We start from the raw sequence: 24,244 nt of genomic DNA on the forward strand, positions 1-24,244 counted from the left end.
CCATGAATGCGGATATGACGCTCCGGGCCCGGCTCGATGGAGCGATCGCCGTGGACGAGATCGGCATCGAAAGCGGTGGTTACGGCATCTACCGGCTGAGGTGCCTGTACGAGCAGATTTTCGAGCGCCGTCGGCAAACTCTGAAGGCCGTCGCGATCGCGGGGTCCGTCGCACCCTATCTTGGCGGGGAAGAAGTGCCGGCCAACGTGTTCCGCGAGGCGGTTGCCGAGGAAGACGCCGGTTTCATTGCGCTGATGAGCCTGGCCATCATGGTCCGAAATCATGGGAACACCGGCCTTGACGCGCAGATGCTGGTCGTCGGCCTGAACGAAGGCGATGGGAGTTTTGTGGCGGAGCAGGCATCTGAAGCTCTGATCGAGCCGGCCAGGGTCGTGTGTGCGGTGGACGAAACGGCCGTCGCGACATCCCGGCTTTCGGGTCTCGCCAGTGAGATACGCAACCAGGGCATGCGGGTGGCCATCGGGGACTTTGGGGCCGGTCGTTGGACGGACGGCCAGATGGATTTCCTCGCGCCGGATGTCGTCGTCATCGACGGTGACTGGTTCCGAAAAATCTGCCGCGACCCGGTGACCGTGCGGCTTTTCGATACGGTCGTCGCGCGCCTGCACGAACGCAAGGCCAAGGTCCTTGTCGGCGGCATCGAGACCGAACAACAACTTGGCGTGGCGATCAGAGCCGGGGCCGATCTGTTCAAAGGCTCGCATCTGGCGCGGCCGGCGCTCGTCGGTTTTGAACCGGTCGAAACGCTGTCGCTGCGAGACAAGCTCGGCGGTTCCGAAAAGATCGTGCCGCTTTACGGCTGACCCATCGCATTCGCTGATCGTTCGGTGACGAAAAGTCACTGGAAAGCCCGGGAGGTCTCGGTAACACTCCGGCCCCACGAAGAGGATTCCGCGAGATGATCACGATCTACGGCATGACCAACAGCGGCAATTGCTACAAGCCGAGGCTGCTCATGGCGAAACTCGGTCGGCCATTCAGGCATGTCGAGGTGAATTCCGACGACCGGGGCACGCGGTCGAAAGAGTTCGCCGCGAAAAACCCGAACGCGATGGTGCCGCTGATGGAGTTCGAGGACGGCAGGCTGCTTGCCGAATCCAACGCCATGCTGCTCCATCTGGGGGAGGGGACGCGTTTCATTCCGCAAGATAGCTATGAGAGGGCGCTGGCCTACCAATGGCTGTTCTTCGAGCAGTACAGCCACGAGCCCTACATAGCCGTGCGCCGCGCACTCCTGACCTTTCCGAACCGCAAGGCCGACGCGACTCCGGAGAGGCTCGAAGCGACGATGGAACGCGGCAACAAGGCGCTGCTCGTCATGGAGATGCGCCTGTCGGAAGCGTCGTTCTTCGCAGGAGAGACGTTGAGTGTCGCCGACGTCGCGCTCTATGCCTATACGCATGTCGCGGCCGAGGGCGGGTTCGACCTGTCCGCTTATCCGGCCGTTACGGATTGGCTCGGGCGTGTGGAAAGCGACCCTGGCCATGTGCCCATGGACTGGCTTCCGTAGCGACACCGAAAGATTGAGCTGAAAAAACAAAAGGCGGGGCAAAACCCCGCCTTCCGATTTCCAAGGTGACCGACCGGAAGCATCCGTGTCCGAATCTGCAGCAATCTGCTGTTCAGTATTCCAGACCGTTTGCGGCCTCGCGCGCCACTGGCACGGCCGTCAGTACATCCGTGACTTGCCGCGCTCTCCGCAGAAGCGGGAGCGCGCGGTCAGGTCAGCCTGCCTTGGACAGAGATCCAGCGGCGGACTTGCCGGTGCGGCGATCCTGCTCGATCTCGAAATTGATTTTCTGACCTTCGGTCAGGCTCTGCATTCCAGCGCGCTCGACAGCGGAGATGTGGACGAAAACGTCCGGTCCGCCTGCGTCCGGCTGGATGAACCCGTAACCTTTGGTGGCGTTGAACCACTTAACGGTTCCAGATGCCATGGATATTCCTCGTGTTTGCGACGTTGTAAGCTCTGCGGGGCAACGCCCCGCTGTTCAGTATCGAATTTTTGGAGATAGACGTCAGCAAACGCGGTCCGCGTGGCCGCTGGATCGATCGGCCCGAAAATTTCAACACACCGCATATATGCAAGTCTGTATGAAAACGCAAGACCTTGTAATGCATTGTCATTTTTGCGTGAGGCTTACTCCGTTCATGTCTGCGACAACGTCCGACAGCATTGGCACGAAGTCATCGGCCCTGCCGGCGCCCGCCGCCAGCGCAAAGGAATTGCGCACAGCTGCGCCAAGCGGATTGGCGGTCTGCGAGGCGTTGGCGAAGGCCGACATGTAGGTCAAATCCTTCAAGGCATTGGCAATCGTGAAGCGGTGGGCGTTGCGATCGCGTTCCAGGACATATGTGAAAAACGTCTGATAGAAGGGGCAGTCCATACGACCATTGCGGATGACGCTGTCGAAGACCTGCGGCGTGAGCCCGGCCTTGGCGCCTAGCGTCAAGGCCTCGGAATAGAGCGCGGCATAGCCAAGTGACACGAAATTATTGAGCAGTTTCATCGTGTGGCCGCTGCCGACGGGGCCTGTGCGCACGATGCGGCCCGCGAATTTCTCCAGCACGGGACGCACGCGCTCGAACACCGCGTCGTCTCCGGCGGCCATGACGTCAAGCGTCCCGGCTTCCGCATCCTTGGGCGTGCGCGACAATGGCGTATCGACCAGGGTGACGCCAAGCGGCGCAAGCGCAGCGGCGAGCTTAACGGTGGATGAGGGATCCGAAGTTGAGCAGTCACAGACGATCAGTTCTTTGCCCGCCGATGAAAGTCCCTCGGGTCCCGTGAGGATAGCCTCTACCTGCGGGCTGCCTGTCACGCAGAGGACGATGACGTCAGACGCCGCCGCAAGCTCGTGCAGGGTCCTTACCTCGCTCGCCCCGCGCTTTTTCAGATCTTCGATGGGCTCGCGGTTTCTGTTCGCGATGACGGCCAGCGGATGGCCTTTCTCGACGATGTTTTTGGCCATGCCATGACCCATCAATCCGACGCCAACGAAACCAACTCTGTCCAGTGCCATGCTTTCCTCCTTGGAGACGCGCGGGACTGTATGTGCTTTCGACTGCGTCGTCACGCTCTGGACAAGGCAAATGCAAAGCCTAAGTTCTGTGCCGATGCAGTTGCGGTCCGATGGAGGCGACCATGAAGGCGTTGATACTGGCAGCAGCAGGCCTTGCGCTCCTTGCCACCGAGGCTCAAGCGATCTCGCGTTACAATTCCACATCCATGAGTTGCGACCGTGTCAAGGCGACGGTTCGCGCCGAAGGCGCTGTAATCCTGCGCTGGCGCAGCAATAGTGGTGCGCAGCGCTATGGTCGCTTTGTCGCTGACGGGCGCTTCTGTGAAACCAGCACACGGGCCGAGATCAGCTATGTGCCTTCAAAGGACCGCAAGTCCTGTCCTGTCCGCGAGTGCAAATACTACGATCCCTATGACGACTTCATCTGGCGGCCCGGCTGGCGGTAACATTCAGAAGGCGAAGGATTGTTGTGGTGCGGGCAGAGGGCCGACCGTCACGCGTTCCAGGGCGAGCATCGTCGCCTTCGTGACAGATCCGCCTGGCGCCGAAAAACCGCCGATCTTGCCGCCGGCGGCAAGAATGCGATGGCAGGGAATGACCAGAGGCACGGGGTTCGCACCGAGCGCCTGTCCCGTCTCGCGGGGCAGTCCCGGATGGCCGGCGCGTGTTGCCAGTTCGCCGTAAGTGGTCGTTTCGCCAAAACGCAGCTTGCGAGCGGTGTCGTAGATCGCGAGGCGGAAATCGTCGATGCCGGCGAGATCGACCGGGACGGAGGTGAAGTCTATGTCTTCGCCGAGTGCATAGGCTTTGATGTCGCGAACCAGCGACGCGATCCAATCAGGCGTCTCGCGCGGGTCATCGACGGCAACATCCAGCTTCTGCAGGCGGCGCTCGACCTGCCCCCTTTCGCTCTGGAAGAGGCAGAGGCGCGTCAAGCCCATCGCGCTCCACGCGATGCCGATGAAGCCAAGCTCAGTCTCAAACACCAGGGACCCTATTGAAGCATTTCTCACGGCCGGCGCCCTCGAACAAACAAGGAACAATGTCTCACAGATGAGGCCTCTTCACCACCCGAAACATGCTGGCACCTGCGGGTTGCTCCCTATCGCGGCGTGGTGTAAGCCCAAGACGGGCGGGCCACGAAACGAACAAGAGCGATCCCAGTTGCCGACAGCGAAAAGCGGCTTTGTGACCGGACTGGTGCTTTGCGCCGGATTGCTTGCCGGGTGTACCACGACCCGACTGCAGCCGCCGGAACCCGAAGGCGTCATAACGCCGCTGTCGGACCCCAAGGTTTTCACATCCGAAACCTCAGCCAAGAGCGAATACGGGATCGTGCTGCCCGAGAGCGTGGCGGTCCTGCCGAGTTCCTATGCTGGATCGACGAGCGGCGCGCCTGTCCAGCTTGCATCACTGCCGCAAGCTGAAATGCCGGGCGGTGCGCCCGACACGGAGTTTCCGGCTCATCGTTTCCCCAATGATAATCCCGCCCGCGATGTATTCCCCGAAGCGCCCGAGCCGAGCACGCCGGACGAGCCCGCGGGCGACATCGTCTGGGCGCCGGAAGGCACGCCGCGCGGCGATGTGGACCGGCTGATTGCCAAATACGCGGCGCACTATGAGGTGCCGGAAAGCCTTGTGCGGCGAGTCGTCAAGCGCGAGAGCAATTTCAATCCCGCCGCTCGCAACGGGCCTTATTGGGGACTGATGCAGATCCTGCCGGCGACGGCCAAGGGCATGGGCTATGCCGGGACGGCGAATGGACTGCTGGATGCCGAGACCAACCTGAAATACGCGGTGAAGTACCTGCGCGGCGCGTGGCTGGTTGCCGACGGCAACCATGACCAGGCTGTGCGGTTCTATGCGCGCGGCTATTATTACGACGCCAAGCGCCTCGGTCTGCTCGAGGAAACCGGCCTCGGCCGCGATCGCAAGCGCAAGCGCGGCACCAGCGCCTAGCTCTTTTTCCGCGCGGTTTTCTTCGCTGGCTTGACTTCGACCGGCGGAGCCTCGGCCTCCTGCTTTAGCCTGAGTTCACGCAGGCGCGCCGTCTTTGCTTCGCGCTGCTTGGTTTCCGCATCAAGGATTGAGCGGGCGACGCTGGTGGTCGTGTTCGCCTTGGAATCCTGTTTCGAGGGGACGGGCGCGAAGATGCGCCGTGCTTCCGTGGAACTGGCCATGCGTTCCTCCTGAACGTGAGAGGGGCTGGAAATGAAAAAGGCCGGGCGAACTGCCCGACCTCCGTCAGCAATCCAGTCCCGCGCCAGTACATCCGTGGTCGCGGGACCGAAAAGCAAAATCATGCGGCCTGCAGGTTCTCGGCCGCGCTCTTGCCGGAGCGCTTGTCCTGCACAACCTCGAAGGAGAGCTTCTGGCCCTCGACGATGGAGCGCATGCCGGCGCGCTCGACAGCGGAGATGTGGACGAAAACGTCCGAACCGCCATTGTCAGGCTGAATGAAGCCGAAGCCTTTGGTGGTGTTGAAGAATTTTACGACGCCTGTGTTCATGACGATTTCCTTTCAATCGCGCAAAATTTCTGCCCGCGCCGCTACATGCGGCAAGGTACAGGTCAGATCGATTTTGAGAGGAGAAGATCGCCAGAGCGCGCTGTTTTTGCGCAGCAACAAAGTTCGACAAGCAAGACCGATGCGCGACATATAGAGGTTCTTGATGTCTTTATCAAGGCGCGGCCGCCCGGACGGTGACATTGCCATCTGACCACCATAGTTGCGATGAAATGCTGGCGGCGGCGGTGAGCGCGGGACGGTCGGACCATGGCAAGCGACACGATTGCGGACGGGCAGGCGGAACGGGCGCCGCCCAAGACGGGGCCGAAGGCCAGGGACAACACCGCGCTGCCTGCCCACAAGCACGAACCCGGCTGCGTGCCGCTGGGCGAGGCGACGTTTCGTCAGCAGCTTTCGATGATGTGGCGCGCCTTCCTCGGCTCGCCCCTGCGCGGCCTGCTGTTCTGGGTCTCGTTCGGCATCTTCGCGCTGATCGTGGCGACCGCCTTCGGGCAGGTTCTGCTCAACAGCTGGAACGCGCCGTTCTACGACGCCATCGAGAAGAAGAACGTGCCTGAGTTCCTGCACCAGCTCGTGGTCTTCGCCTGGATCGCCGGCGGGCTGCTGGTGCTGAATGTCGCGCAGGGCTGGCTGAACCGCTACCTGCACATCAAGCTGCGCGAAGGGCTGGTGATCGACCTGCTCGGACACTGGCTCGCGCCGGGCAGGGCGCTCAGGCTGCAGCAGTCCGCCGACCTCGGCATCGGCTTCGTGCAGGCGGGCGTGCTGCTGGTCAGCTTCATCGGCGTGCTGTGGGCGATCTCGGAAGGGTTCGTGTTCCACTATGGCGCGTATTCCTTCGCGATTCCCGGCTACATGGTGTGGGCGGCGCTTGCCTATGCGGGCGTGGCGTCCGGCCTTTCCTGGCTGCTGGCGCGGCCGCTGGTGAAGCTCAACGCCGACCACTATGCTCGCGAGGCGGAGCTGCGCGTCTCGCTGGTCGAGGCAAGCCGCACGATCGAGCAGATCACCGTGGCGCAGGGCGAGGCGGCGACGCGGGCGGCATTCGAGCGGAAGCTTGCGGCGGCTCTGCTGACGGTGCGCCAGATCATGACGGCGGCGATCCGCCTGCTCTGGTTCACGGCGGGCTACGGCTGGGTGACGGTGGTCGCGCCGATCGTCATCGCCTCGCCGGTCTATTTCATGGGCGACCTCACCTTCGGCGGGCTGATGATGGCGGCGGCGGCCTTCACGCAGGTGCATTCCTCGCTGCGCTGGTTCGTTGACAACATCGGGGCGATTGCCGACTGGCGCGCCACCCTGCTGCGCGTCGCGTCGTTCCGGCTGGCGCTGATCCGGGTGGGAGCGTAGGGGGGGCGGGATTTCCTCTCCCCCGCGCAGCGTGGGAGAGGTGTCCGCGAAGCGGACGGAGAGGGGGTCTTTGGCGGCATCTGCCGTTGCGGCTTTAAAGCGGGCCGTGCTCCCGCTATCCGTCTCGGTCCTGCGGACCGATCCACCTTGCCGGCGGGACAGCGCCCCCCTCCGTACTGCCGGACATCTCCCCCTCAAAGGTGGGAGATTACGCTAGCGAGACGACCTTCGCCAACCTCAGGCGTTTGAACGCTGCCTCTCAGCTACACCTAAACCTTGCTGCGACTCCCTCACTCCCCCAGCCCCGCCAGCCCCTTCCCGAACACACTCACCCCGAGGATGGCGAACACCACCATCAGGATGACGTTGTTGTTGCGCAGCAGGAAGGTTTTCAGGCTCTGGAGGCGGGCGGCCATGCCGTCGCCGCCGGCAGCGTGGGCGATGGCGAGCGCGATGACGGGGGCGGAGGCGAGCAGCACGAAGATGACGGCGACCGTGGCGATCTGGCCAGACGTCAGCGGCAGGTAGCCGAGCGAGGTCATGCCGGCCAGCACCAGCGCGATGATCTTGGGGTTGGCGACGGAGAGCATGCCGCCCAGCATGAACGCGCGCGCCGGCGCGGCCTCGCCGAAGGAGGCCAGCCATTTGGGCGTTGGCGGCTCTTCGTCGCCGCGCGGCCGCGTGGTCCACAGGCGCAACGCCGCCCAGAACAGGAGCAGGCCGAGCGCCATCTGCAGCCACGGGATGAAGGGGGAGGCGGTGCGGCCGCCTTCGCTCGCCATCTCGATGAGGATGATCGCGACCGCCGTCACCGCGGCCAGCGCGACCAGCCAGCCGGCCAGCAAGGCAGGGCCGGCGGCGCGCGCATTGGGTCCGCCGAGGACGAGCACCATGCCGATGATCTGAAGCGGCGTCAGCGCGATCGCCAGAATGACCGGCAGCATGTCGCCGATTGCCTGTGCCAGCATGGCGTTTCCCCCTCAATTGGGGGCGATTGTGGGTCCGGCGGGGCGGGAGAGTCAATCGCGGGGAACTTCCTTCTCCGCTTGAGGGAGAAGGTGGATCGGCGCGTTCAGCGCCGGGACGATGAGGGGTGACGTCAGCGTCCGGGCGCCCCTCATCCGACCTCGCTGCGCTCAGCCACCTTCTCCCTCAAGGGAAGAAGGGAGGGCGTCCGCGCGGTGCTGCCGTCCAGGTAAAGTTGCCTCCGGGGCGAGAAGGCACTAGGCAGGGCACAACACGAATGGCCGACGCAAAAGGCCCAACCAAAAAAGGATCGGGATGCCAAGACCTCCGAACTACAGCATGGAACGCAAGGATCGTGACCGCGCCAAGGCCCAGAAGAAGGCCGACAAGCTCGCCGCCAAGGCAGCCGCCAGGGAAGAGCGGGCAGGGTCCGCGCGCAAGGACGACGCCGAGGCGACAGCGTCGCAGGACGAGCAAGGCGAGGAATAGGAGGGCTGCATGCGCGGCGGCGGTTCGGTGCCGTGTGCATCGTTCTTGCCAGGTGTCTGCCCCCATTGTCTGTGCGCCTTTTCTTCTCATATCCTTAGCAGGACATTCGAAGGAGACAGAGATGAACGTCAAGGAAATGGTGGCGGCGGCGAATGCGGTCGTTCCAAAGATCACGCCCGACGAAGCGAAACGGTTGATGGCCGAGAAGAACGCGCTGGTGGTGGACGTGCGCGATGGAGCGGAAGTGCAGGCGAGCGGCAAGGTGAAGGGCGCACTCAACGTGTCGCGCGGCATGCTCGATTTTCGCGCCGACCCGGAATCGCCCTATCACGACAAGGCGTTTTCGAAAGACCGTCCCGTGATCCTCTATTGCGCCTCGGGCGGCCGCGCGGCGCTTTCAGGCAAGCTGCTCAAGGATTTCGGCTACGGCGAGGTCTACAATCTTGGCGGCTTCAAGGACTGGGCCGAGGCAGGCGGCGAGGTCGAGAAGTAGGGGGTTTTTCACCCGCCAGCCCGATCGACGGCGACCTGCGACGCAGGCCGCTTGCACCCCCCCGCAAAGGGGAGGTGAAGCAGCGTTTCAGGCGAAATAGTCCTGCAGCGGGCGCACTTCGAGGCTGCCGGATTTCAGCGCGGCGATGGCTTCGGCGACGGCCGCCATGCCCGACAGCGTGGTGTAATACGGCACCTTCTGCATCAGCGTGGCGCGGCGCAGCGATTTGGAGTCCGACACCGCCTTCTGGCCGTCGGTGGTGTTGAAGACGATCTGCACCTGGCGGTTGCGGATGGCGTCCTCGATATGCGGGCGGCCTTCCAGCACCTTGTTGATCTTGTGCGCCTCGACGCCGTTTTCGGCGAGGAAACGCTGCGTGCCGCCGGTGGCCAGCACCTTGAAGCCGAGGCTGGCCAGACGCTTTACCGGGGCCAGGATGCCCGCCTTGTCCTCGTCGCGCACCGAGACGAACAGCGTGCCCGACCGCGGCAGGTCGACGCCCGCGCCGAGCTGCGCCTTGGCAAAGGCCAGCGCATAGTCGCGATCGAGGCCCATGACCTCGCCGGTGGACTTCATCTCCGGCCCGAGCAAAATGTCGACGCCGGGGAAGCGCGCGAAGGGGAAGACGGCTTCCTTGACCGCGATGTGGCCGGGGTTCTTCGGGTCGGGTTTCGGGCCGTAATGGGCAAAGGCGTCGTCGAGGCTCTCGCCGGCCATGATGCGCGCGGCGATCTTTGCGATCGGGCTGCCAATGGTCTTGGCGACGAAGGGCACGGTGCGCGACGCGCGCGGGTTGACTTCCAGCACGTAGATGACGCCGTCCTTGATGGCGTACTGCACGTTCATCAGGCCGCCGACATGCAGCGCGCGGGCCATCGCCGCCGTCTGGCGCTCAAGCTCCTCGACCAGTTCGGGCGAGAGCGAGTGGACAGGCAGCGAGCAGGCGCTGTCGCCCGAATGGATGCCGGCCTCCTCGATGTGCTCCATGATGCCCGAGACGAAGGTCGCCTTGCCGTCGCAGAGGCAGTCGACGTCGACCTCGATGGCGCCCGACAGGTAGGTGTCGAACAAAAGCGGGTTCTTGCCGAGCAGCGTGTTGATCTGGCCGGTCTTGTCGTTCGGGTATTTCTGCTTGATGTCCTCCGGCACGAGGCCGGGCACGGTGTCGAGCAGGTAGGACTGCAGCATGCCCTCGTCATGGATGATCTGCATGGCGCGGCCGCCGAGCACGTAGGACGGGCGCACGACCAGCGGGAAGCCGAGTTCGGAGGCGACGGTGCGCGCCTGCTCGACCGACCAGGCGATGCCGTTCTTCGGCTGGGTGAGGCTGAGGCGGTGCAGGAGCTTCTGGAAGCGGTCGCGGTCCTCGGCGAGGTCGATGGCGTCGGGCGAGGTGCCGAGGATCGGGATGCCGGCCTTTTCCAGCGCGTCAGCGAGTTTTAGCGGCGTCTGGCCGCCGAACTGCACGATGACGCCGACGAGCTCGCCTGACGCCTGCTCGGCGCGCAGGATCTCCAGCACGTCCTCGGCCGTCAGCGGCTCGAAATAGAGCCGGTCCGACGTGTCGTAGTCGGTCGACACGGTCTCGGGGTTGCAGTTGACCATGATGGCTTCATAGCCCGCGTCGCGCAGGGCGAAGGCCGCGTGGCAGCAGCAATAGTCGAACTCGATGCCCTGGCCGATGCGGTTGGGTCCGCCGCCGAGGATGACGACCTTTTTGCGGTCGGAAACCTGCGCCTCGGAACGCGGTGCGCCGACGAAGGGCGTCTCGTAGGACGAGTACATGTAGGCGGTCGGCGAGGCGAACTCGGCCGCGCAGGTGTCGATGCGCTTGTAGACGGGGTGGACGGAAAGCCGCGCGCGGTGGGCGGCGACGAAATCCGCACCGGTGCGCGACAGCGAACCGAGCCGAGCGTCGGAGAAGCCCATGGCCTTCAGCATGCGCAGATTCTGCGCGTCGGCGGGCAGGCCGTGCTCGCGCACCCGCGCCTCGGTGTGGATGATGCCGGCGATCTGCTCGAGGAACCACGGGTCGATCTTGCACATGGCGTGGACGTCTTCGAGCGACGTGCCCATGCGGATCGCCTGCGCCACCATGCGCAGCCGGTCGGGCGTCGGCGTGCCGAGGGCCGCGCGGATGGCGTTGCGCGCATCGGGGCCGTCGGAGCCGGGAATTTCGATCTCGTCGAGGCCGGTGAGGCCGGTTTCCAGGCCGCGCAGGGCCTTTTGCAGCGATTCCTGGAAGGTGCGGCCGATGGCCATGACCTCGCCGACCGACTTCATGGCGGTGGTGAGCGTCGGCTCCGCGCCGGGGAATTTCTCGAAGGCGAAACGCGGGATCTTGGTCACGACATAGTCGATCGACGGCTCGAAGGAGGCGGGCGTCGCGCCGCCGGTGATGTCGTTCTCCAGTTCGTCCAGCGTGTAGCCGACCGCGAGCTTGGCCGCGACCTTGGCAATCGGGAAGCCGGTGGCCTTCGAGGCCAGCGCGGAGGAGCGCGAGACGCGCGGGTTCATCTCGATCACCACCAGCCGGCCGTCGGCCGGGTTCACGGCGAACTGCACGTTCGACCCGCCGGTCTCGACGCCGATCTCGCGCAGCACCGCGATCGAGGCGTTGCGCATGATCTGGTATTCCTTGTCGGTCAGCGTCAGCGCCGGTGCAACCGTGATGGAATCGCCGGTGTGCACGCCCATCGGGTCGAGGTTCTCGATGGAGCAGACGATGATGCAGTTGTCGGCGCGGTCGCGCACAACCTCCATCTCGTACTCCTTCCAGCCGAGAACGGATTCCTCGATGAGGACTTCCGTTGTGGGGGAGGCGTCGAGGCCCGACGACACGATGTCGAAGAATTCCTGCCGGTTGTAGGCGATGCCGCCGCCGGTGCCGCCCATGGTGAAGGAGGGGCGGATGATGGCGGGCAGGCCGACATGGTCGAGCGCCTGCGCTGCGATGCCCATGCCGTGCGCGATGTAGCGCTGCTTGCGGTCGCCTTCGCCGAGATTCCACTCGGTTTCCAGCGCGTCGAGTTCCGCGTCTGAGGCGTTCCCGGCCTTCAGCTCGGCGCGGCGCGCCTCGTGCTTTTGTCTGTCGGCGTCCTTGGCGTCGGAGGCGTTGGCGAGCATGGAGCGCGGCGTCTCAAGCCCTATCTTGGCCATCGCCTCGCGGAACAGCGAGCGGTCCTCGGCCTTGTCTATGGCGTGCGCGTCGGCGCCGATCATCTCGACATTGTAGCGTTCCAGCACGCCCATGCGGCGCAGCGATAGTGCGGTGTTGAGCGCGGTCTGGCCACCCATGGTGGGCAGCAGCGCATCCGGCCGCTCGCGCGCGATGATCTTGGCGACGACTTCCGGCGTGATCGGCTCGATATAGGTGGCGTCGGCCAGCTCCGGGTCGGTCATGATCGTGGCCGGGTTGGAGTTGACCAGGATGACGCGAAAACCCTCTTCCTTCAGCGCCTTGCAGGCCTGCGTGCCGGAATAGTCGAACTCGCAGGCCTGGCCGATGACGATGGGGCCGGCCCCGATGATCAGGATCGACTTGATGTCGGTGCGTCTTGGCATGGAAGCGTCCGTAGTTGCGCGACGCACCGGAACGGGGCGGTTCCCGGCCGGTGCGCAAGAGGTGGAATCTGTAAGGCTAGGCGGGCCTTATAGGGGAGGGTGGCGGGGAATGGAACCCCGGAAATGCAGGGGGCGCGTATCTCTCCCGCGAGGGGAGATAAGGGCGGCTAGGCCGCCTTCAGCCGCTCGACTTCCTGCTCGAACTCGAAGGCAAGCTGCGCCGCCTCGTCCTCGGGGAGGAAGCGGGCCATCTGCTTGAGGAGATAGGCGCGGTTCTCCAGATCGTCCACATTCCACGGCATGGCATGCGCCGCGCGGACTTCGGCCAGCATGTTGGCGATGCGCCGCCTTATGCGGTCCGGGTCGGCGCGATAGACGATCGGCGCGGCGTTCTCGTCGAACAGTTCCGGCTGGTCGGTTCCAAACAGGTCGAGCTGGCTACGGGTCATCGGGAGTCCGGCGATTCGTCACATGCAACTTCGCACAGACGAATCTGCGCCGCGATGGGGCGTTTCGGGTTTTCCCCGCTATCAATCCGTCTCGGCAGGCGGAGCTTCGATCCTCTTGCCAGCTAATATGCGGTCCAGCAGGTCGGCCTGCCGTGGCTCCAGCTCGACCAGCCGCCCAAGCACGTTCAGCAGGTCGATCAGGTCGCTCGTGTATTCGGCGAGCCAGTGTTCGGGCTGGACCTTGTCGAGCGGCGAGGGCGGTCGCCTGTCGCCGATCTGCGGGCGTGTCCTGTCGCGCTTGCGGTAGCTGAACCAGTGCCACACCACACGCTTGCCCGATACCTCGTAGTTCCACACCGCCGGCGGCACGTTGTCGATGTGTCCGCCGCCGACGATCAGCCGCCGCTTTGATGCATCGTAGTCGAGCGTGTCGGGCAGCGGCTCCGGCGCGCCGGGGATTCCCCCATCGACGGGAATGAAGGGCCGCTTGTCTTGCGCCATGCGCGGCGGTCCATGCGGTCGGCCGGCTTCGGCGTCGGCAAAACGTTCGCCGTAGGTGTGTAGCCAGATTACCTCCCGTCCGAGCGCTGCCGCCTCAGCGAAAAGCGCCGGGTCGGCGGTCAGCGGCACACGCAAGCCCGGCTGCACGAGGTCGGGCAGGAAGCGTTTGGTGAAGGCCGGATGCGCCAGCACCGCGGCGAGATAGGCCATCACGTCCTCCGCCGACACCTCGCCATAGGCGTCGGCCAGCAGCGCGAGCATGTCCGACGAGACGTTCGGCCGTGTCGCTGTGGCGTCGGCCCAGAGGGGATAAACTTGACCGCCCCGTCCGCTGTAGTGATCTTGATCCGGGATTGCCGAACTAAATGTTATGGCGGGTCCGGAAGTTGGCGCTGTCGCGTGAACGGCCGTTAGAAAAATCTGCCGAGGTGAATTTGTAGACCACAGGATTGGTCGAACATCGTTCAGCAGCCGAGCATCCCCGATTAGCCATTGCCGATCTAGAGATCGGAATGCGTAGCGGACCGCCGCCTCTACTGCATCTCTGTCGTCCAGAATTGCAACCGTGCGCGTATTTTTTTGACCAAGGGGTTGGCGCACTATTTTGCGGATATGCCGGCTTGCGACCTTCTTCTTTCTAAGCTGCGGGTGAAACAACGTCTCCTTTCGCCCTGCATCGGTCTCACCCACGAGCATATTCCAGCGGACACCCAAGGTCTCCACATCGGGAGCAAAGGCCCATGTTCTCCCTGGCATCACACCGGGTCCTTTGTAGGAGAATAGACCCTTCAGATCAGGAAACGTTGCCCAGGGTCCACTGATCTCTGGGAGAAATGGCTCTCGCCAGCCTGTAGGCGCGTCGGTCCATTTGGACGAAGTGAGCAATAGCTTCTCTAGCGCATTGAACTTTTCCTCACGCCGCCCGACTGGCAGTGCAACGAACCGTACGCGCGCCGGTTTGCTGTTGTCTTTGCCTAGAGGCTTGGCAGCGATGACGATACAAATCCGGTGTTTGACCCCTTGAAATATGCGTGTCGATATCTCCGGGCGAAAGCCCTCTGGCGAGCAATCGACTACCCAGATGTCGGAGCACTGCCGACGAAGGTCTTCCCGCATCTTCTGAAATGCATCACCGCCAAGGAAACCAGCAGCAGTGATGAAGCAGATTATGCCTTCCTCGTCGCGGTCGGGGTTGCCGGTCGCGGCCCGGTTGCCGGAACCGAACACCTTCCAGGTAGCCCAGCGCCAGAAATAGACATAGAGGTTTTTAAGGTGCTTGGCGTGTGCGGAAACACCCCATTCCGGCGGCGGCGACCACCAGTCCATCGGGGCGACGAGCCTGCCGCCCGCGCCCTGTTCGATCCAGCTTCCCATGCCCTTCGCCTTTTCCTTATAGGGCGGGTTGCCGAGCACGACGGTAATGTCGCGCGATTTCTTGATCGTGTTGGCGTCGCGGCGCGACTTGGCAATAGGACCGCTCTGGACGAGCGTGTCTTCCTCGATGAAGGGATTGCCCAGCGTGTCGGTGATGAAAAGCTGCAATTCCGGCAGCGTCGGCGCGTTCGCACCGGGGTTCGCCAGCGCCTGCAGTTCGGCGATCAGCCTGAGTTGCGCCACCGCGAACGGTCCGAACTGCAGCTCGAAGCCTATGAGGCGGCTCATCGCCGCCTCGATCGCGCCGCGCACCGCGCCCGGCCCTTGCTCCTGCTCCACCGTGGCCGCGATCCTGCGCATCACGCCGAGCAGGAATGTGCCCGTGCCCACTGCCGGGTCGGCCAGCGTCACGTCGCTAGAGGCAAGGCCTGCCGGACGGTTGAACAGCGGCCCCTGCAGTGTCTCGTCCACCAGCCGGGTCATGGCGGAAACCACTTCTGGCGGCGTGTAGTAGGAGCCAGTCATCTTCCTGAGGTCGTTGTCATAGACCTCCAGGAAATGCTCGTAGAAATAAAGCCAGGCCTCCGGCTTTTCCTTGCTGATCGTGTGCCAGTTCACTGCGTTCAGCACGCGCGCCAGCGTGTCGAGCGAGGTCTTCAGCGCCTTGTGGTTTTCCTCGTCATCGGTCAGCAGGCCGAGCGCCGTGCCGATCAGCGAATTCGATTTCCTCAGTTCCCGCGCGGCGTCGTGGATGCCGTCGGCAAGCCCGATGTCCATGGCTCGCGCCACCAGAAGGCCGAACGTCACCGCCTGCGCATAGCCGTCCGCGAAACGCTCGTCGCTCGCGTCCGGGAAGAGCAGCTTTCGCCAGTCCTTCGCGAGCGCCGACAGGGCCGTGTTCTTGCGGTCCAGTTCTTCCGTCACCTCGTCACGCAGCAGGCGGCAGAGGCGCGCCGACACCTGTGCAAGCTGTCTCGCATTGGCCGGCGGGATGGGTTTCCAGTTGAGAAAGTCGGCGATCAGCAGCACCAGCCCGGCCGGCGCTTCCAGGCCCGCGCCTGCCGCCTCGATGTCGCCTTCGAGATGGACCGGCTTGCCTACCGGCTCGCCGTCCCGCCACAGGCTGAACGACGCGCCGTCCGTATAGAGCAGGTTTGGCAGCGCCTTGAGCTTCCGCCATTGCGCCTTGTCGTGCGGATTGCCGAAACGCCTTGGATCGGAGCCCTTGCCCGGCGCTTTCACCTCGATGAAGCCGACCAGCGCATTGTGAACGCTGACAGCAAAGTCGGGCCGCGTTCCCGTTCCGGCAAGGCTCGTCTCGCCGATCAGCGTCATCGATCCCGGCTTGAATCCGGCGACCACGGCGAGCTCACGCAGCAATATCTCGAGAGGCCCGCGCAGTTGATCTTCTGGCTGCCCGCCGATGGCGGGATTGGACAGTTTTGATTTCAGCGATGCGCCATAGGCGGAGATGGCCGAAGCAAGCGTCATCGGATGACCCTGCCGATGACTTGCGAATCGGCAAACAGTTCTTCGCGTTGTTGGCAGGTTCCCTCCAGCATGAGGCCGAACCTACCCGAAGACAGACGGTTTGCAACCACTAGGCAGGCTACTGTTTCGGCTCGAGCAACTCGTGGTCGGTGCGGAGGCGGTCCAGCACCTTGGCGAGGCGCTCGGGGTAGTCGGGCGGAAAGGTCCCAGGGATCGCCACTAACGCACAAGGCGCGGGCTATGACGCCGCGCTGTCGCCCAAATCAACGCCCGCGATCTCATCGAGTGCTGCGCGCAGCCGTGCGGCCTTGTCCGTACCGACACGATCTTCGAGACGCTGCTGCGCGACTTTCCAGAGCTCCATTGCCTCTGCGAGCTTTTTCTCGCCTGATTTGGTGAGGCGCACACGACGGATGCGGCGGTCATTCTTGTCGGTGATCGTCTCGACATAGCCGTCGCGCATGAGGGGTTTCAACGTGTGGCCGAGGGCGGAGAGGTCCATGATCATCGCCGACGCGATTTCGCCCATGGTTGGCTCGCCGCTCGCCTTGATCTGGTAGAGCAGCCCCTGCTGGGTGGCCTTGATGCCGGAAGGCGCGACGATGTCGTCGTAGAACTGGCCGAGCTTGCGCGCGGCGCGCCTGACGGTCGCGTAGTTGCAGGCCGAGGTGGCAAAGAAGGCATCCTTGGGCAAAACAGTCTCCGGGGTCAGCGCCGTCGCCCCATCACGCGGCCGTTCCGATCGCCTGAAAAATAACGCTTCCCGGTGTCATTGACAAGAAGGTGGCATATGCCTACAAATTAATAGTGGCATATGCCATCAATTGGAACAAATGCTCCGGGCGACGGTGAACCGCCGGCCCAGGCTGAAAGGAAGAAGAAGATGAGCAAGATCGAGGACAAGGGTACGGCGGTCGTGACAGGCGCTTCGGCCGGCATCGGTGCAGTCTATGCCGAACGGCTGGCCAGGCAGGGCTATGACCTGCTGCTCGTGGCGCGCCGGGCTGACAGGCTGGAGGCGCTGGCCGAGCACGTCCGCAAGGTGTACGGCCGTACAGTTTCCATCTACGTCGCCGACCTCGCCGACGATGGCGATCTGCGCAAGGTCGAGGAGCGCCTCTCCGGCGACGACAACATCACGCTTCTGGTCAATAACGCCGGCGTCGCCGGGCAGAAGGTTGTAGCCGAGGCGGACCCGGAGGATATCGCCCGGCAGATCAAGGTCAATGTGATCGCGCCGTCCAGGCTGACGCGTGCCGTGCTGCCTGGCCTGATCCGGAAGGGCAGGGGAGCGGTGGTCAACGTCGCGTCGATCGTCGCCTACGATACGGTCCTCGGCGGCATCTACAGCGGCACCAAGGCCTATGTCGTGAATTTCACCGAGGCGCTTGAGAAGGAGCTGGAAGGCACCGGCGTCAGGGCGCAGGTCGTGCTGCCTGGGCCGGTCAGGACGGAACTCTGGGACAATGCGGGCGCCGACATCAACACCTTGCCGCCGGAGATCATCATGACGGCCGAGGACCTTGTCGACTCCGCGCTGGCCGGTCTTGAACAGGGCGAGCATTTCACCGCGCCTGGCCTCGCCGACCTTTCGGAAGTGGAGAAATTCCGTCAGGCGCGTGGAGCCTTCTACGGCAAGCTCATCGCCGGCAAGCCGGCGCAGCGCTACGCCGCCTGAGGCGAGCAAACTTGAAGCCGGGCGTTTTCGCTATCGGCCAGACGGCAAGCGTCTGGCCGTCACCTCACGGCTTCGGCTCGAGCAGCTCGTGGTCCTTGCGCAGCCGGTCCATGACCCCGGCGAGCCTTTCGGGGTAGTCGGTGGGGAAGGTCCAGTAGTGGGCGCCGACGTCGGTCTTGCCTTCGTCGAGGCCGCGTTCGCCGGCCGGCAGGTCGTAGAGCAGGGTGATCAGGACATCGCTGCTGACCCACGGATCGTCGTACCAGAAGGTGTGGGACCGGTTGGAGAGGCCGGGGATGTTTTCTGGCCGCACACGCAGAACGTCGACGCCGTAATCACGCGAGGCGTCCAGGAGCCAGTCGGTCTGCTGCTGGTTCAGCTCGCGCATGTCGGGCCGGCCGGCGCGCGAGGCGCGGTTGATCAGTTGCGAGAGCCTGAGCGCGGTATCGCCGAGATTGACGGCGACCGTCACCCGCTCAGCCTTGGGGGCGTAGAGGGCCATGTCGTCCACGAAGGCGCGGAAATCGGCGTCGGGGGCGGCGTGATAGACCTCGCCGATGGCAGGCGCTGCGGCGCCTGGCGCGGAGGCATCGCGGCCGACGATGGCGAGCGCGTCGCTGCCGACGGTGCCGCCGGCGCTGTAGGTGAACACGTCGATCTTGTCGGCGTCGGTGTTGGCGTCGAGAAGCCGGATGAACTCGGCCAGATGCGGCGATGCGCCGAAGGCCGTGATCATGTCACGGGAATAGCGCAGGAAGCTCTCCGCCGTCGGCCATGCGAACAGGATGACGACCGAGTTGCGGCCGGTGAAGTGGTGCAACTGCGCCGCCTGGCCGGCGGCGCGCTCGACAGTGGTGTTGGCGCCGTGGACGTAGATGATGATGTCCTTGTCGCGGCTGTTTGCCAGCGCCGCGTTGATGTCGGCGAACCACGCGGTCGCTTCCGGCGACAGCGGCTCGTCGGAGGAGATGGTCGCCTGCTCGTTCAGGTTGGTGAGATGCAGGAAGGGTCGGCGGTCATCGCTGGCGCCGGTGGACCAGGCGTAAATCTTGTCCCAGGTCGTGCCTTCCTCGCCGATCCGCACGGTGGCGACGCCTGCGTGGAGGTCGCGGCCGGGGACGACGGCGTAGAGGCGGCTGGAGCGGGGGCCGACCGGCAGCCGGTTGGTGGCATAGAAAAGCTTGATCTCGGGGTCGGTGACCGCTGCCGGATAGGACGGGAAGACGCTCGTCTGCCCGTCGATGAACACTTCCGGCGCGGGCATCAGGCGCATCGGAGGATGGTACATGGACATCGCGATGACGCCGGCGATGAAGATCAGGCCGCCAATGATGACGAAACGTTTCATGGTCTTGCCCCCAAAGCCGCGCCGGACGCCCTGCGCGCCTTCAGACCCCGCCTGGGGGCGAAACGGCGCGTTCGCGATATCCGCAATACCCGACATTCGACGCTCTCAGAGTTGACGCGTCGGGCGCGCGCTGCCCGCGAGGGACATGTTCGACAGCGAAAGATTGGTCCCCATGCCGCGCTCCGGAGCCCGAATGCCCATCTGTCAGGGATCAGCGGATTTTTTGCGGCCCTGTCAAGCCTCGGGAAAAGCGCCTGCACAGGTCAATTGCCCACGACGCGCATGAACAGCGTCCTCAGCGTGAGGTCGTGATCGAACTTTCCCTTGCGCAGGAAATTCACCGTCTGCGCAATGACCAGCGGGTTGTTCATCATGAAGGTGTGCGTCACCGGCAGCACGATATGGTCGGTCATGCCGTCGAGCTTGGTGCTTTCCACCGACACCTTGCCGTCGTTCGGCCCGTCGAACACCGAAGACAGGATCGGGTTGACAGACCTGTCGCCGGCGATAATGCCGACCTCGAAATCGGCGGTTCCGAGCGTGTTGGGCACGCTGTCCGCCCCGGTGCCGAGCTGCACGCCGGCCGGGCCGTTGATCATCTCGAAAAGCCGGATACCGCCGAACACGTCGATGATCTCGGAGCCGCGGTTCGGCGGCCCGAGCATGACGGTGCGGCCGAGGTTCTCCGGCCGTTTCTCCGTCAGCCATGCGCGCAGCAGGATGCCGCCCATGGAATGGGTGACGAAGTTGATCTTGTCGACCGCGCCGCACTGCGCGACTGCCGCATCGACATGGCTGATCAGCTTGTCGATCGGCGCGTCCATGGACGGATAGCTGTCGTTGACGACGCGGTAATCCAGCGCGCGCAGCACCTCTTCCATGACGAGGAAGGAGTTGTCGGAGCGGCCGAGTCCGTGCAGCAGGACCACGCATTCCTGCGCGACGGCCGCCGACGAGAACATCGAGATCAGGAGCGCCGTCAGAATCCGCATTGTTAGCCCGTCCGCGTTCGGCTTTGTACTATTCCAGCCTTATTGCACTGCGCCTGCGAATTCCGCCAGCGCCTTTCTGGCTTCGGCCTGGTGCGCCTCGGCGATGGGGAGAACATCCGAGACTTCATTGTCGCGCATGTAGGCGACCGCCTGGTCGCAGTTCTCGACGCCTTCGGCCACCAGTTCGCGCCGTTTTTCCAGCCGACCGAGCCCTACAAGCGCGCTGCACAGGCTGTCGCGCGTATGGGCGACGGCGAGAGCGTCGTTTGCCTCCTGATAAGCCGACAGAGCATCCCGCAGCACCGGCACCGCCTCCTTGAAACTGGCGACGTTGCTCTCGCGCTTGCCCTGCAGGCTGAGCGCATAGCCATACCAGTTGGCGACCTCGGCCCATGCGGCCTGCTCGGTCTGCTTCGGCGTCGAGGCCAGCAGGTCGCGCAGGGTCGCCAGGCCGGTGCGCATCTGCTCGGGCGAGAAGGCGGAGTCCTCCACATTGGCAAACTGGTAGCCGGCAAGCGCGCGCTGGGTTGTAGTCAGAAGCGCCCTGTCACCGGTCGTGCGGGCGACCGCGACGGCGCGGACGAATGCCTGTTCCACCTCGGCCGGCCCAACTGCTTTCGGATCGCCATACCCGATCGCATAGATGAGGTTGGCGCGGTCGATCAGGGCGTTGACCTTCTGCTCCGCGCTGCCTTCCTTCTCGATCAACGGCCAGTTGTCGTCGACGAGCAAGATTGCCTCACGCCGCGCAGCGTCGCCGCCGCCGGCATTGGCGATGAGATACATCGTGCGTGAGAAGTTCAGGATGTGGAACACTCTGTCGCCGGCAGGAATATCGGCGTTTTTCAGGAGGCTGCGATAGACGTCGGCAGCCTGTTCCAGCAGCTTGACGTCGCTGCCGTATTCGCCGGCCAGCCCGAGCGCCCATGCGCGGTTGGCTGCATCGAGGTCACGTCCGTCGCGGCTGCGGGTGCGGTCCTTTGTAGCGACTGAAGCACCGTAGGACTCCGAAAGCGCAAGATAGTCGGTCTTCGACTGCGTTCGCTCCGCAATCGTGCGCAGGACGCCTGTCAGATTGTTCTGCGTCTCCAGACGTCCGTCCGGATTGTCGTCGGGGGTAGCGGACAAAGCGAGGCGGTAGGTGCCCGCGGCCTTTCGCAGCGTCTCGGCGCCATTCTCTTTCGCACCGAGATTGTGCAGAGCGATGGCGAGCTGATTGGCCGAGAAAACCCAGTTTTTTGTGTCGGTCTCGCGGTCGCGATTGTCCAGCGACGCCTGATAGGCTTCGACGGCGCCGCGCTGGTCGCCGGCAATGGAACGCTGGTAGCCGAGTTCAACCTGAGCGTAGGCCAGGTTGCTGCGAGCGCTTTTGGCCTGCTCCTCCTCGTCGTTCTGCCGGTAGAGATCAATGGCTTGCAGGGTCACGTCGATGGCCTGCTGTGGCTCGACCTGGCTGCTACGCAGGTTGCCGAGAGCCACCAGACCGGACGCGACTTCCAGCATGTTGAACGCAACGTCGGAAGGGCGCTGCATCCCGTCGTACAAGCCGACTGCCTGCCGCAAACTGGCTATGCCCTGCTCGACGAGCGCCGGGTTCTTCTCTGCCTTGCCCGTCTCGATCCGGGCGCTGCCGAGGTTGCCTGCGCTGAGCGCATATTCCAGCGGTAAATCTCCAGGCGTGATCGCGGCAAGCACCTGTTCGTAGAGCGCAGAACTGCGCTTCAAGGCTGCTGCGCGCCTGTCAGTCGAAGCTCCCTCCATTTCGTCCACGGCCATGTCATGCAGCGTCTGCGCCCATGACCGTGGTGCGCGATCGAGCGTAAAGACCTTGAGCGCTTCCTGTCGAGCGGCGGTAGACCTGCGCACGTCTGCCTCGTCACGCGTCAGCCGGGCAAGAGCGCCCCAGGCATCGCCGAGTTCGCGCTGGGTCCACGCCCAGTCGAGTGAGGTTGTTTCCTCGGTCTGGACTTCCAGGGCCGATGTCAGCGAGGCGATGGCCTCGCGCAGCGTCGCCTCACTGCGGGTCCTTTCGCCGAGCGAAGTCTGGGCGTTGCCCATGTTGGCAATGGCGAGCGCCCATTTTTCCGGATTTGTCTCGCGGGTCCAGACTGTCAGGGACGCCTTGTACGCATCGATCGAGCGTTCGAGCGTGGCGTTGTCGGTCTCTGTTTCGCCGAGCAGCATCAGGGCGCCGGCGAGATTATGCTGCACGACCACCCAGTCCTGCTCGACGCGGTCCCTGTTCAGCACCTTCAGCGCGCGTTCGTAGGCATCGATGGACTGATTGAGTGCCTCGCGCCGCTTGCTGGCGGAATAGAGCGCGTTGGTGGCGTTGGCCCAGTTGTTGAGGGTCTGGGCGGAAGTGTCCTCCCAATATTGCCGGTCGTCAGGATTGGCTGCGAGCAGCCTGTCTGCCATCTCGGCGGCGCGCTTGCCTGTTTCGGAGGCGCGCTCGAAATCGACGACGCCGCCTCGTAGCTTGCCAGCTTCGAGATAAGCGGTCGAGGCGGAGCGCATGTACCAAAAGGCCTGCTCCTCGTCCCAGCGGTCGACCTGTCGGGAGGCTTCCTCATAGTCCTTGCCGGCCTCGCGGTGCTTGAACGCCAGCGCGTAGGCTTCGGCGCTCTTGGAATAGACTTCCGCGAGTTCTGAACGCCGCTGGCGCAACTGCTCTTCGGCGTCCTCGACGGTCGCCTCGACCTCCTGAGCGCGCGCCTTCGCCTGCTGGCGCAGGGAAATTGCGGTGTTGAGCGCGCCTTCGGCCAGCGCCTGGTCGGCGAGGTTGGACAGGCGCACGATCTCGGGGTCGGTGCTCTTCAGCGTGTCGCGCTCGGCGATCATCGCCTTGACCTTCTCGGTCTGGCCGCGCAGCAGCGAATCGAGTTGGCCCGGATCTTCAGGGACATCCGTGCCGAGCGCCTTCAGCATGCCGTAGAGCGCGTCCATCGGCACGCCGGTGTCGGAGGCAACGGTTTCGATGGTGCGCCGCTCGGGATCGGGCAGGGCGGCGATGGTGATGAGCAGGCCGCGTCGTTCGCGCAGGATGTCGCCTTCGTCGCCGGAAAGTTCGGTCGGCTTTTCGCCGAAATAGAGCAGGCGGCGCAGGCTCTCATTGACCCATGGACGCTGACGGCCGCCGGTCTTGAGATAGACCTCTTCCGCCACCATGCGCATGACCATGCCGAACTCCTCGCCGGCCATGGCGTCGAAGTGGCGAAGCAGGGCAGCGGCGTAGGGGCTGTTGGAGCCGGCATCGCCGTCGAGCGCCACCTTGCCGGGCTCGGCTGCGAAGGCGATGACGGTGCCGACGTTTTCGTCCGGGGCAGGGGCGGTTTTGCCGGTGGCCTTCAGGCTGACGACACTGCGCGACAGAGCCAGGCCGGTGCTTCCGACGGGCAGAGGTTCCGCACCGGGCGAAAGACGCAGCGTGCTGCCGGGCGGGAAGGGATTGTCGCGGCAGGCGTCGAGCATGACGATGACGACGGGCACGGTGGCCTTGAGCTTGTCGATCAGCGCGGAAACCGGCACGAGCTTTTCGCCGGCGTCGTCGAGCGCGGAAAGGTCCGCGTCTACCGGCACCAGCCAGTTCTCGCCGCCGGCCTCGATGCCATGGCCGGAATAATAGAGGACCGCTACGTCCGCTCCCTCTGCGTCTTCGGCGAAGCGTTCGAGGTCCTTCGTCAGGTTGGCCGCCTTGCGGTCGGCGCGGCGCACGGAATCGAAACCGAGGTCGGAAAGCAGCGTCTCGATGGCGTCGGCGTCGTTGGCCGGGTTTGGCAGTGGCGACAGGTGCTCGTACTCGGACTGGCCGATGACCAGCGCGACACCGCGAAGCGCGTCCTGCGCGAAGGCGGGCGCAGGCAACAGGAGCAGAACGGCAAGCGCGAAGCGGGTCAGCCTGCTGGCCGTCTTTCGGCTTTGATGGTGGATGGGATGCAAGCCGTGCATTGGTCTGACATCAAGGAAGCGCGGGCA

General features: G+C 64.3%; 22 protein-coding genes. 8 read left to right on the plus strand and 14 right to left on the minus strand.

Annotated elements, in window-relative coordinates; translation table 11 throughout:
* Positions 1–2 precede the first annotated feature (2 nt).
* A complete protein-coding gene (locus tag ABMA32_RS16425; protein ID WP_349014897.1) occupies positions 3–824 on the plus strand; it encodes an EAL domain-containing protein in 822 nt (273 codons plus the stop codon).
* Positions 825–919: 95 nt separating this feature from the next.
* On the plus strand, positions 920–1,531 hold the full coding sequence (locus tag ABMA32_RS16430; RefSeq protein WP_349014898.1) for a glutathione S-transferase family protein: 612 nt from the start codon (positions 920–922) through the stop codon (positions 1,529–1,531).
* Between the two features lie 214 nt (positions 1,532–1,745).
* On the opposite strand, the gene ABMA32_RS16435 is transcribed toward ABMA32_RS16430, so the two are convergent.
* Positions 1,746–1,958, minus strand: coding sequence for a cold-shock protein (locus ABMA32_RS16435; protein WP_349014899.1), 213 nt, complete (start codon positions 1,956–1,958; stop codon positions 1,746–1,748).
* A 186-nt stretch (positions 1,959–2,144) separates the two neighbouring features.
* Positions 2,145–3,248, minus strand: coding sequence for an NAD(P)-dependent oxidoreductase (locus tag ABMA32_RS16440; RefSeq protein ID WP_349014900.1), 1,104 nt, complete (start codon positions 3,246–3,248; stop codon positions 2,145–2,147).
* Here ABMA32_RS16440 and ABMA32_RS16445 point away from each other — a divergent pair.
* Entirely contained in the window at positions 3,167–3,490 is a 324-nt protein-coding gene (locus tag ABMA32_RS16445; RefSeq protein ID WP_349014901.1) for a hypothetical protein, read from the plus strand. The genes ABMA32_RS16440 and ABMA32_RS16445 overlap by 82 nt on opposite strands.
* Positions 3,491–3,493: 3 nt before the next feature.
* Here ABMA32_RS16445 and ABMA32_RS16450 read toward each other — a convergent pair whose 3' ends face one another.
* Entirely contained in the window at positions 3,494–3,985 is a 492-nt protein-coding gene (locus ABMA32_RS16450) for a methylated-DNA--[protein]-cysteine S-methyltransferase (RefSeq protein ID WP_349015460.1), read from the minus strand.
* Positions 3,986–4,208: 223 nt separating this feature from the next.
* On the opposite strand from ABMA32_RS16450, the gene ABMA32_RS16455 reads away from it, so the two are divergent.
* Entirely contained in the window at positions 4,209–5,003 is a 795-nt protein-coding gene (locus tag ABMA32_RS16455; RefSeq protein ID WP_349014902.1) for a transglycosylase SLT domain-containing protein, read from the plus strand.
* Here ABMA32_RS16455 and ABMA32_RS16460 read toward each other — a convergent pair.
* The 3 genes from ABMA32_RS16460 to ABMA32_RS16470 form a co-directional block, all read right to left on the minus strand.
* Positions 5,000–5,224 carry a hypothetical protein gene (locus tag ABMA32_RS16460; RefSeq protein ID WP_349014903.1) on the minus strand — a complete coding sequence of 75 codons (225 nt, stop codon included), beginning with the start codon at positions 5,222–5,224 and terminating at the stop codon, positions 5,000–5,002. The two genes, ABMA32_RS16455 and ABMA32_RS16460, sit on opposite strands and share 4 nt — an antisense overlap.
* Positions 5,225–5,343: 119 nt before the next feature.
* Positions 5,344–5,553 (minus strand): cold-shock protein, encoded by a 210-nt coding sequence (locus tag ABMA32_RS16465; protein WP_349014904.1) that lies wholly within the window; start codon positions 5,551–5,553, stop codon positions 5,344–5,346.
* A 12-nt stretch (positions 5,554–5,565) separates the two neighbouring features.
* Complete coding sequence (locus ABMA32_RS16470) at positions 5,566–5,760, minus strand: hypothetical protein (protein ID WP_349014905.1); 195 nt, start codon at positions 5,758–5,760, stop codon at positions 5,566–5,568.
* Positions 5,761–5,820: 60 nt separating this feature from the next.
* On the opposite strand from ABMA32_RS16470, the gene ABMA32_RS16475 reads away from it, so the two are divergent.
* The gene (locus ABMA32_RS16475) at positions 5,821–6,924 is read left to right on the plus strand and encodes an SbmA/BacA-like family transporter (protein WP_349014906.1); all 1,104 of its coding nucleotides are present in this window, start codon (positions 5,821–5,823) and stop codon (positions 6,922–6,924) included.
* A gap of 290 nt (positions 6,925–7,214) precedes the next feature.
* Here ABMA32_RS16475 and ABMA32_RS16480 read toward each other — a convergent pair whose 3' ends face one another.
* Positions 7,215–7,892, minus strand: coding sequence for a GAP family protein (locus tag ABMA32_RS16480; RefSeq protein ID WP_349014907.1), 678 nt, complete (start codon positions 7,890–7,892; stop codon positions 7,215–7,217).
* Positions 7,893–8,205: 313 nt separating this feature from the next.
* Here ABMA32_RS16480 and ABMA32_RS16485 point away from each other — a divergent pair, with 313 nt between their 5' ends.
* Both ABMA32_RS16485 and ABMA32_RS16490 read left to right on the plus strand, forming a co-directional pair.
* Positions 8,206–8,379, plus strand: coding sequence for a hypothetical protein (locus tag ABMA32_RS16485; protein ID WP_349014908.1), 174 nt, complete (start codon positions 8,206–8,208; stop codon positions 8,377–8,379).
* A gap of 121 nt (positions 8,380–8,500) precedes the next feature.
* On the plus strand, positions 8,501–8,872 hold the full coding sequence (locus ABMA32_RS16490) for a rhodanese-like domain-containing protein (protein ID WP_349014909.1): 372 nt from the start codon (positions 8,501–8,503) through the stop codon (positions 8,870–8,872).
* An 87-nt stretch (positions 8,873–8,959) separates the two neighbouring features.
* Here the strand turns inward: ABMA32_RS16490 and carB are convergent, their stop codons facing one another.
* The 4 genes from carB to ABMA32_RS16510 all read right to left on the minus strand — a co-directional run bounded on the left by carB (position 8,960) and on the right by ABMA32_RS16510 (position 16,945).
* Complete coding sequence (gene carB, locus ABMA32_RS16495; protein WP_349014910.1) at positions 8,960–12,436, minus strand: carbamoyl-phosphate synthase large subunit; 3,477 nt, start codon at positions 12,434–12,436, stop codon at positions 8,960–8,962.
* 167 nt (positions 12,437–12,603) lie between these two features.
* A complete protein-coding gene (locus ABMA32_RS16500) occupies positions 12,604–12,885 on the minus strand; it encodes a hypothetical protein (RefSeq protein ID WP_349014911.1) in 282 nt (93 codons plus the stop codon).
* A gap of 81 nt (positions 12,886–12,966) precedes the next feature.
* Positions 12,967–16,251, minus strand: coding sequence for a type ISP restriction/modification enzyme (locus tag ABMA32_RS16505; RefSeq protein ID WP_349014912.1), 3,285 nt, complete (start codon positions 16,249–16,251; stop codon positions 12,967–12,969).
* 238 nt (positions 16,252–16,489) lie between these two features.
* A complete protein-coding gene (locus tag ABMA32_RS16510) occupies positions 16,490–16,945 on the minus strand; it encodes a MarR family winged helix-turn-helix transcriptional regulator (protein WP_349014913.1) in 456 nt (151 codons plus the stop codon).
* Positions 16,946–17,134: 189 nt separating this feature from the next.
* Between ABMA32_RS16510 and ABMA32_RS16515 the strand changes: the two genes are divergently transcribed.
* Positions 17,135–17,929 carry an SDR family NAD(P)-dependent oxidoreductase gene (locus ABMA32_RS16515; RefSeq protein ID WP_349014914.1) on the plus strand — a complete coding sequence of 265 codons (795 nt, stop codon included), beginning with the start codon at positions 17,135–17,137 and terminating at the stop codon, positions 17,927–17,929.
* A 64-nt stretch (positions 17,930–17,993) separates the two neighbouring features.
* Here ABMA32_RS16515 and ABMA32_RS16520 read toward each other — a convergent pair whose 3' ends face one another.
* The 3 genes from ABMA32_RS16520 to ABMA32_RS16530 all read right to left on the minus strand — a co-directional run bounded on the left by ABMA32_RS16520 (position 17,994) and on the right by ABMA32_RS16530 (position 24,217).
* Positions 17,994–19,277: an alpha/beta hydrolase gene (locus tag ABMA32_RS16520; protein WP_349014915.1), complete on the minus strand. Its 1,284-nt coding sequence runs from the start codon at positions 19,275–19,277 to the stop codon at positions 17,994–17,996.
* 263 nt (positions 19,278–19,540) lie between these two features.
* Positions 19,541–20,269, minus strand: coding sequence for an esterase/lipase family protein (locus ABMA32_RS16525; RefSeq protein WP_349014916.1), 729 nt, complete (start codon positions 20,267–20,269; stop codon positions 19,541–19,543).
* 39 nt (positions 20,270–20,308) lie between these two features.
* A complete protein-coding gene (locus ABMA32_RS16530) occupies positions 20,309–24,217 on the minus strand; it encodes a caspase family protein (protein ID WP_349014917.1) in 3,909 nt (1,302 codons plus the stop codon).
* Between the last annotated feature and the right edge of the window lie 27 nt (positions 24,218–24,244).

The organism is Mesorhizobium quangtriensis, from assembly GCF_040081925.1.
In the GTDB taxonomy this organism is placed as follows: Bacteria; Pseudomonadota; Alphaproteobacteria; order Rhizobiales; family Rhizobiaceae; genus Mesorhizobium_K; species Mesorhizobium_K quangtriensis.

Bases quoted from the DNA above. Each gene is read 5' to 3' on its own strand.
- ABMA32_RS16425 (WP_349014897.1), top strand. From the start codon at position 3: ATGAATGCGGATATGACGCTCCGGGCCCGGCTCGATGGAGCGATCGCC.
- ABMA32_RS16430 (WP_349014898.1), top strand. From the start codon at position 920: ATGATCACGATCTACGGCATGACCAACAGCGGCAATTGCTACAAGCCG.
- ABMA32_RS16435 (WP_349014899.1), bottom strand. From the start codon at position 1,958: ATGGCATCTGGAACCGTTAAGTGGTTCAACGCCACCAAAGGTTACGGG.
- ABMA32_RS16445 (WP_349014901.1), top strand. From the start codon at position 3,167: ATGAAGGCGTTGATACTGGCAGCAGCAGGCCTTGCGCTCCTTGCCACC.
- ABMA32_RS16440 (WP_349014900.1), bottom strand. From the start codon at position 3,248: ATGTGGAATTGTAACGCGAGATCGCTTGAGCCTCGGTGGCAAGGAGCG.
- ABMA32_RS16450 (WP_349015460.1), bottom strand. From the start codon at position 3,985: ATGGGCTTGACGCGCCTCTGCCTCTTCCAGAGCGAAAGGGGGCAGGTC.
- ABMA32_RS16460 (WP_349014903.1), bottom strand. From the start codon at position 5,224: ATGGCCAGTTCCACGGAAGCACGGCGCATCTTCGCGCCCGTCCCCTCG.
- ABMA32_RS16465 (WP_349014904.1), bottom strand. From the start codon at position 5,553: ATGAACACAGGCGTCGTAAAATTCTTCAACACCACCAAAGGCTTCGGC.
- ABMA32_RS16470 (WP_349014905.1), bottom strand. From the start codon at position 5,760: ATGGCAATGTCACCGTCCGGGCGGCCGCGCCTTGATAAAGACATCAAG.
- ABMA32_RS16475 (WP_349014906.1), top strand. From the start codon at position 5,821: ATGGCAAGCGACACGATTGCGGACGGGCAGGCGGAACGGGCGCCGCCC.
- ABMA32_RS16480 (WP_349014907.1), bottom strand. From the start codon at position 7,892: ATGCTGGCACAGGCAATCGGCGACATGCTGCCGGTCATTCTGGCGATC.
- ABMA32_RS16485 (WP_349014908.1), top strand. From the start codon at position 8,206: ATGCCAAGACCTCCGAACTACAGCATGGAACGCAAGGATCGTGACCGC.
- ABMA32_RS16490 (WP_349014909.1), top strand. From the start codon at position 8,501: ATGAACGTCAAGGAAATGGTGGCGGCGGCGAATGCGGTCGTTCCAAAG.
- carB (WP_349014910.1), bottom strand. From the start codon at position 12,436: ATGCCAAGACGCACCGACATCAAGTCGATCCTGATCATCGGGGCCGGC.
- ABMA32_RS16500 (WP_349014911.1), bottom strand. From the start codon at position 12,885: ATGACCCGTAGCCAGCTCGACCTGTTTGGAACCGACCAGCCGGAACTG.
- ABMA32_RS16505 (WP_349014912.1), bottom strand. From the start codon at position 16,251: ATGACGCTTGCTTCGGCCATCTCCGCCTATGGCGCATCGCTGAAATCA.
- ABMA32_RS16515 (WP_349014914.1), top strand. From the start codon at position 17,135: ATGAGCAAGATCGAGGACAAGGGTACGGCGGTCGTGACAGGCGCTTCG.
- ABMA32_RS16520 (WP_349014915.1), bottom strand. From the start codon at position 19,277: ATGAAACGTTTCGTCATCATTGGCGGCCTGATCTTCATCGCCGGCGTC.
- ABMA32_RS16525 (WP_349014916.1), bottom strand. From the start codon at position 20,269: ATGCGGATTCTGACGGCGCTCCTGATCTCGATGTTCTCGTCGGCGGCC.
- ABMA32_RS16530 (WP_349014917.1), bottom strand. From the start codon at position 24,217: ATGCACGGCTTGCATCCCATCCACCATCAAAGCCGAAAGACGGCCAGC.